The 6,664-nt window shown below is 61.8% G+C and carries 5 protein-coding genes; 2 read left to right on the top strand and 3 right to left on the bottom strand.

Features of this window, described 5'->3' with window-relative positions:
• On the bottom strand, positions 1-1,151 hold a 1,151-nt coding region (locus tag QM649_RS11810), incomplete at its 3' end, for an MFS transporter (protein ID WP_415199245.1).
• A gap of 159 nt (positions 1,152-1,310) precedes the next feature.
• Entirely contained in the window at positions 1,311-3,161 is a 1,851-nt protein-coding gene (locus QM649_RS11805; protein ID WP_415199244.1) for a glycoside hydrolase family 9 protein, read from the bottom strand.
• 103 nt (positions 3,162-3,264) lie between these two features.
• On the opposite strand from QM649_RS11805, the gene QM649_RS11800 reads away from it, so the two are divergent.
• Both QM649_RS11800 and QM649_RS11795 read left to right on the top strand, forming a co-directional pair.
• Positions 3,265-4,398, top strand: coding sequence for a glycoside hydrolase family 18 protein (locus QM649_RS11800; RefSeq protein WP_415199243.1), 1,134 nt, complete (start codon positions 3,265-3,267; stop codon positions 4,396-4,398).
• Entirely contained in the window at positions 4,395-5,648 is a 1,254-nt protein-coding gene (locus QM649_RS11795) for a DUF5009 domain-containing protein (RefSeq protein WP_415199242.1), read from the top strand. Before QM649_RS11800 ends, QM649_RS11795 begins: the two co-directional genes overlap by 4 nt.
• A 153-nt stretch (positions 5,649-5,801) precedes the next feature.
• Here QM649_RS11795 and QM649_RS11790 read toward each other — a convergent pair whose 3' ends face one another.
• Positions 5,802-6,587, bottom strand: a complete 786-nt coding sequence (locus QM649_RS11790; RefSeq protein ID WP_415199241.1) for a DeoR/GlpR family DNA-binding transcription regulator — start codon at positions 6,585-6,587, stop codon at positions 5,802-5,804.
• Between the last annotated feature and the right edge of the window lie 77 nt (positions 6,588-6,664).

Here is a 6,664-nt window from a genome sequence, read left to right as displayed (position 1 = left end):
GTGACCAGCGCCTGCACCGAGGAGGCGACGTCCACGTTCTGCTTCTCCATGCGGAGGAACATGACGGCGGTGATGATCAGGGTGGTGACGAGGCCGGTGGTGCCCATCTTCAGCAGGAAGCGGCGGCCCTTCTTATCCACCAGCTGCATGCCGACGATGGTGGACAGGAAGTTGACCAGGGTGAAGAGGACGTAGCCCCAGTGCGCCTGCAGGTCGCTGAGGCCGCTCTGCATCAGGATGCTGGCGTTGTAGCCAATGACCGAGTTGATGCCGGTGGCGGTGTTGCAGGCCAGGATGACGCAGGCCAGGATGAAGGGCACGATGTACTTGCGCTGCAGCAGCGCGTCCTTTACGCCGGTGCTCTTGCCGGTGGCCGCGGTCTTCTGCGTCTCGGCCATTTCGCGCAGCTCGTGCTCAGCCTGCTCGGGCGTACGCGAGCGTTCGAGCGAGGCGCGTGCCTTCTCTACCTGCCCACGGCGGAAGAGCCAGCGCGGCGACTCGGGCACGGTCAGCGCGCCGAGGATGAAGAGCAGGCCCGGAGGCATGGAGACCCAGAAGATCTCGCGCCATGCCATGTCCTTGAAGTGGAAGAGCGCGTCCGCGCCTGCGGTCTGCGCCATCGCCTGCACGCGGTAGCTGAAGTAAATGCCGATGAGCGCTGCCGCGAAGATGCCGAGCGTAAGCAGCCACTGGAAGATGCCGGTGCCCTTGCCGCGCACCTTGGAGCCAAGGCATTCCGCGAGATAGAGGGGCACGACTACGCCGATGAGGCCGCCGCTGACGCCCTGCAGCAATCGTCCGAGGAAGAGCGGCTCATAGCCGTGCGCGAGCGCGATGACCGGGATGCTGAGCACGAAGAGGATGCCGCTCAGGATCATCAGCTTCTTGCGGCCCAACCAGTCGGCCAGGATGCCGGCGAAGAGCGTCGAGAAGACCGAGCCCATGAGCACGGCGGCGACGATGACCGAAAGCTGCCCGGCGCTCAGGCCGGAGGTCGCTTCCAGATAAGGCAGCGCTCCGCCGATGAGGCCTACATCGACGCCGTAGAGCAGGCCGCCGAGTCCCGCCACGAAGAGCAGAAGCGTGTTCTGCCGTTTGTAATTCGCCGCGGAAGCCGCTGCGCTGCCATTGCCGGTGCGTGACTGAGCCATTCGCCTCTGATCTTTGTCGGTAGATTCTTGTTTTGTGAAGCCGTCAGAGCGCACTGCCGCAGCCCCGGGCCGCGGAAAATCCGATGGCGACACCGGTCCTGTCTATACATGTGCGCGCTGCAAGCATGATAGAGCCTCGCAGCCGGTTTCCGCACGTATTCAGTGCGGCAGGCTCACGGCATAGAGGTACCAGGCGTCGTGCGGGAGCCACTGCTCGGTCCAGCGCCAGTCCTCGTCCTTGCCGGTGACGGCGAAGCCCTGGTTGAAGGCGATGCCGTCCTCGTTGTCCTCGGCGGCGGTAATGCCGTTGACGATGCCGCCGGGCGCGTTGCGGTATTTCCAGGACTTGAAGAACATGTAGGCCTGGTCGCCGTGGCCGCTGCCTTCGAGCAGACTCACGTCGTAGGGATTTCTGCCCAGAATCCAATGCAGCTGGTTCCACGCGTAATCCTCGAGCTTCGCGTGGAAGGCGGTGTCGTCGGCAAAGAGCGGAGCCGCGAGGCGGGCGGCGGCGGCCAGCGAGGCGAGGCGGGCATCTTCGCCCTGCCACCACGGCGCGGCCTCGGTGTCATGCGGAAAGAAGAAGGCTGTCCGCACCGTGCCGTCGCCCATGCGGACGAGCTGGCGCGCGTAGCCGAAGGGATTGTTCTCCTCGGCGGTTATGTTTAGCTCGAAGGCGAGGGAGCGCTTGACCGCGTCGCGCACCTTCGCCTGCGTGGGAGTGTCGGCGATCTGCGCGTACTCGACGAGGCTGACCACGGGCAGGCCCGCGTCGGCGGGATGGAAGAAGGGCCGCGTGCCGCCATCGGCCCGCCAGTAGCCGTGGTATCTGCCGTTCGAGACGAGCCGGCTCATCAGGCTGGTGGCGCGGGCATCGGCTGCAGTCTTGTATTTCGCATCGTGCGAGGCCTGATAGAGGTCGGTGGCAGCGAGCAGGGCGCAGTAGTCGTCGAGGATGTTCTCGGTGCCGTCATTCAGCAGCTCGCGATTGTGCGCGGCGAGGAAGTCGAAGGCCTCTTCCGCGGTCTTGAGATAGGTCGCGCGGGGGAAGTCTCCATCGGCGGGCATGGTGCTGGCGAGCGCGAGCGCGGCGATGGCCATGCCGCCTCCGGCGCGGAAGCTCGCCTCGTAGGCGTGCGGGCCTGCGACCGTGCCGATGTGCTCGGTGGAGTCGGCGGTCGTCTTCTTGATCTGTGTCTTCCAGTTGGGATTGCCGATGGCGCGGTCTTCTGCCAGCTTCTTCGCGCCGGGCGCGGAGATGGTCTCGTAGAACGAGCCGCCGGGGCGCTTCATGCGCACAAGGAAGTCGGCGCCGAAGAGGCCTTCGTCGAGCAGGCGGCGGTCGATCTCGGAATAGTTATCCTCTCCATGCGCGGCTGCGTTGCGTGCTTCGAGCGTGCGATAGCTGGCAAGCACGCTCCACGCTACCAGCGGCACCTGCTGCGGATTGAAGTACGAGGTCGGGTTCTGGTGCGAGAGATGGATGCCGTAGTCGCCGGTCGCGTCATACCAGCCGCCGTGCCCATCGATGGTGCCCGGTCCGTACGGATCTTTGAGATGGCGGTCGGCCGCGTCATTCAGGCCGCTGGAGCGCTGCCCTTTGAAGTAGTAGAGGACATTCGAGAGCGTCTCTTTCTCGAGGATGTCTGGCTCGATGGTGAAGATGCTGGAGTGTGTGTTGCCCACTTCGAGCTCGTATTCGCCCTTGTCATGCAGGGCAGAAAAGTCGGCCGTCCAGTAGGTTCCACCCCATTTGTCGACGGTTCCCGCGGGCGAGACGGCGCCTTCAAGGACCGTTTTGCCGGTCGAGATCTCTTTCAGCACGAAGCGTGCGGGGTGATCGTCCGCTGTGCCCCGGATCAGGGCGATCTTCGTTGCGCCGGGCTCGTAGCCTACCTGATCCACCAGCACGCGCAGCGGAGCCTGTGCCTGCGCACCCTGCGTCATGATGCCCAGTCCGCATACCAATGCTGCTGTTGCCCACTTCTGCCGCCTCATGCCTGCCTTCAAGCTCGTTCCTCGCGCATCGATTGTTTTTCGCATTGTAGAACCGCGATAGGAAGCCGCGCTTCGGCCCGTTATAGTGGCAGCACGTCGCTTTTCGGAGGCAGTTGTGTTTCAGCGCATCGTATCGCTTGCCGTTCTCGCCATCGGGCTTGTTCCTTTTGCTGTGGCGGAAGGGCCGCAAAGCACGACCCAGGTGATTGGTTACGTCTTCCCGCAGGAACAGCGAATCCAGCCGGGCGATATCTCGCCGACGGCGATGACCCGCATCAATTTTGCCTTTACGAATATCAAGGGCAATCGCATGGTGCTCGGAGAGCCGGGCGACGCGGGCAACTTTGCGGTGCTCACCGGACTCAGGAAGCAGAACCCTGCGCTTACTGTTCTTGCTTCCGTTGGCGGATGGGGCTGGTCGGGCGGCTTCTCGGACATGGCGCTGACGCAGGAAAGTCGCGCGGGGTTCATCGAGAGCGTGGTTGAGTTTCTGGCGAAATATGACCTCGATGGGCTCGATATCGACTGGGAATATCCGGCGATGGAGGGCTCGACAAAGCACTTTCGCCCGGCGGATACGCAGAATTACACGCTTCTGCTCAAAGAATTACGCGAACGTTTTGATCTTGAGCAGAAGAAGCTGAAGCGGCGGCTTTATCTCTCGATCGCGGTGGGGGGAGAGCAGGACTTCATCGACCACACGCAGATGGCCGAGGTGCAGAAGTACGTGGACACGGTGAACCTGATGGCTTACGACTACTACGAGCCGGGCGATGGTCCTATCACTGGCCATCATGCGCCGCTCAACACTAATCCTGCCGACCCGAAGAAGATATCGGCTTCGCACTCGGTCGATCTGTATGAACACGCGGGCGTGCCTGCGGAGAAGATCGTGCTTGGGCTGCCGTTCTATGGGCATGCGTGGGGTGGAGTTGCCGACAAGGATCATGGTCTTTACCAGCCAGGCAAAGCTGTGCCGAATCTCTACGCGAGCTACGGCAATATCGTCTCCAGCATGATCGGCAAAGACTATACGCGCTACTGGGACGCGAAAGCTTCGGCGCCATATCTGTATAGCAGCGACAAGCGCATCTTTGTTTCCTACGAGGATCCGGAATCGCTGGCGCTCAAGTGCAAGTTCGCGCTTGATCATCATCTTGGCGGAGTCATGTTCTGGGACTATGAGAGCGACCCCGCGCACACGCTTCTGAACACGGTTGACCACTCCATGCACGAAGGCTCCCGATGAGCACACACGCTTCTGCTCTGCCCACGCAGACCACATCCAGCACAACCACCGCGCCGTCGCGCATCGTCTCTATCGACATCTTTCGCGGTCTCACCATGACGGTGATGATCTTCGTGAATGAAGTCTCCGAGATGCGCGGCATTCCGCAATGGAGCCGGCACGAGCCCGCGCAGGTGAACGCGATGACCTACGTGGACATGGTCTTTCCGTTCTTCCTCTTCATCGTCGGGCTCTCGCTGCCGCTGGCGATCCGTGCGCGGTTGAAGAAGAACCCATCGATCCCGGCTCTTTGGCTGCATATCCTGCTGCGCTCGCTCAGCCTCATCGTGCTGGGCCTCATCCTTGCGAATGCCGAAGGAGGCAGCCGCGCGCTGATGCATCTGAACCCGAGCGCGTGGGGTTTGCTTGCGCTTTTGGGCGGCATCCTGTTTCTGAATGTCTACTCGGGTCTCGATAAGAAGTCATCGCTGGTTCAAGGATTGAAGTTCGCCGGCCTTGCGCTGCTGGTGGGGATGTACGCGATCTTTCGTAGGGAAGTGCATGGCGCGGATGGCGTGACACACGCAGCGTGGCTCGACTTCTCCTATCCGGAGATTCTCGGCATCATTGGTTACACGTATTTCGCGGTGTGCCTGCTCTACATCCCCACGCGGAAGTGGCTGTGGGCTCCGCTGGCGTGGTTCGTCGCGGTGATAGGCTTCAACTGCATTTCGGCGGCGAAGTGGATCGCCTTTCCCGACCATCTGCCGTGGTATCAATTTCCATTTATCAACGGAGCCTTCGTGGCGCTGGTCTTCGGTGGCATCGTGATCTCGAATCTATTTCTCGGTCAGCATCGCTGGCAGAATCACCGCCAGAAGACTTTAATGGCCGTGGTCTTTGGCGTGTTGACGCTGGCTGCGGGATGGCTTGCGGCACCTCTTGGCATCTCGAAGATTCGCGCTACGCCGACGTGGGTGCTGGTGTCCGTGGGTGCAGCGACGCTGGCCTTCGCTCTGCTGCACTATGTGTGCGATGTGCGCAAGCATTCGCGCTGGGCGGCCTTTGCGCATCCTGCGGGATCGAACACGCTGATGACGTACCTGCTGCCCGACCTTTACTTCTACATCGTTACGTCGACCGGGTTCCTGTTCTTCGAGACGCATTGGAGCTACGGCGCTGTGGGTGCGGTGAAGTCGGCGATCTTTACGGCGTTCATCCTGGCGCTGTCGGCGCTGCTCACGCGATGGAAGGTCCGCATGCAGCTCTGATGCTTATTGCGCAAAGAGAAGAGCCTCCGATGCTGTCATCGGAGGCTCTTTTTGCTTGCGATGTGAAAGAAACTGCAGGTTCCTCCACTTCGCTTCGCCCTTCGGGCTTCGCTTCGGTCGGAATGACAGTGTTGTCGTGCCCCTACCCCTCGGCTACACCGCTACGACGCGCACATTCACGCGGGCGAAGGCTTCCACGGTCTCCGCGGTCACGCCGTCGTCGGTCACGATGGTGTGGATCAGCTGCGGCGGGCAAACCTGCGAGGTACTTACCATGCCAAGTTTGCTCGAGTCGGCCACCGCAATGACCTGCTTGCCGTGTTTCACCATCTCCGAAAGAATCAGCGCCTCGTCCGACTCGATCACCGTCAGACCGTGCTCGGGATGGATGCCGGTCCCGCCCATGAAGACCTTGTCGAAGAAGAGCCGTTGCAGCGCCTCATAGGCGGTTGCGCCCACAAGCGAGAACGAGCCCGGCCAGCGAATGATGCCGCCTGTTACTGTGACCTTCATATTCGGCTGGCTGGATAGTTCCATGCCGATGTTGATGGCGCTGGTTACGATGTGAATGCCTTCGCGATGGCGAAGGCTGCGGGCGATCTGCGTGGTCGTGGTGCCCGGCGAGAGTGCGATGGTGTCGTTTTCGACGACCATCTCTGCCGCTGCCAGCGCGATGCGGCGCTTCTCGTCGGCGAAGCGCTCTTCGCGCAGCGAGAATGCGGCGTCGAAGCGGAAGGGCTTGTAGGAGGTCTGGCCGGGCACCTCCGCGCCGCCGTGCGTGCGGTTGATCAGCCCACGCTGTTCGAGTTCGATAAGGTCGCGCCGGATGCTTGCAGGGGAAGCGTTCACCGCGGCTGCAAGCTCATCCACGCTGCCTTTGCCTTTTTCCAGAAGCAGGTGCAGGATGCGCTTCGCGCGGTCGTGCTGTTTCAGGGCCATGCCGAATCTTCCTGTGGTTCCGATTTTCTAAATGAGAAGGAGGCCTGGGATGGGCCTCCTTTGTGTCGATTCGAATT

The sequence above is a fragment of the Silvibacterium sp. genome (genome assembly GCF_047605705.1).
Lineage (GTDB): Bacteria > Acidobacteriota > Terriglobia > Terriglobales > Acidobacteriaceae > Silvibacterium.
Note: the sequence above shows the minus strand (reverse complement) of the source record. Positions and strands in the feature narration are given on the sequence as shown.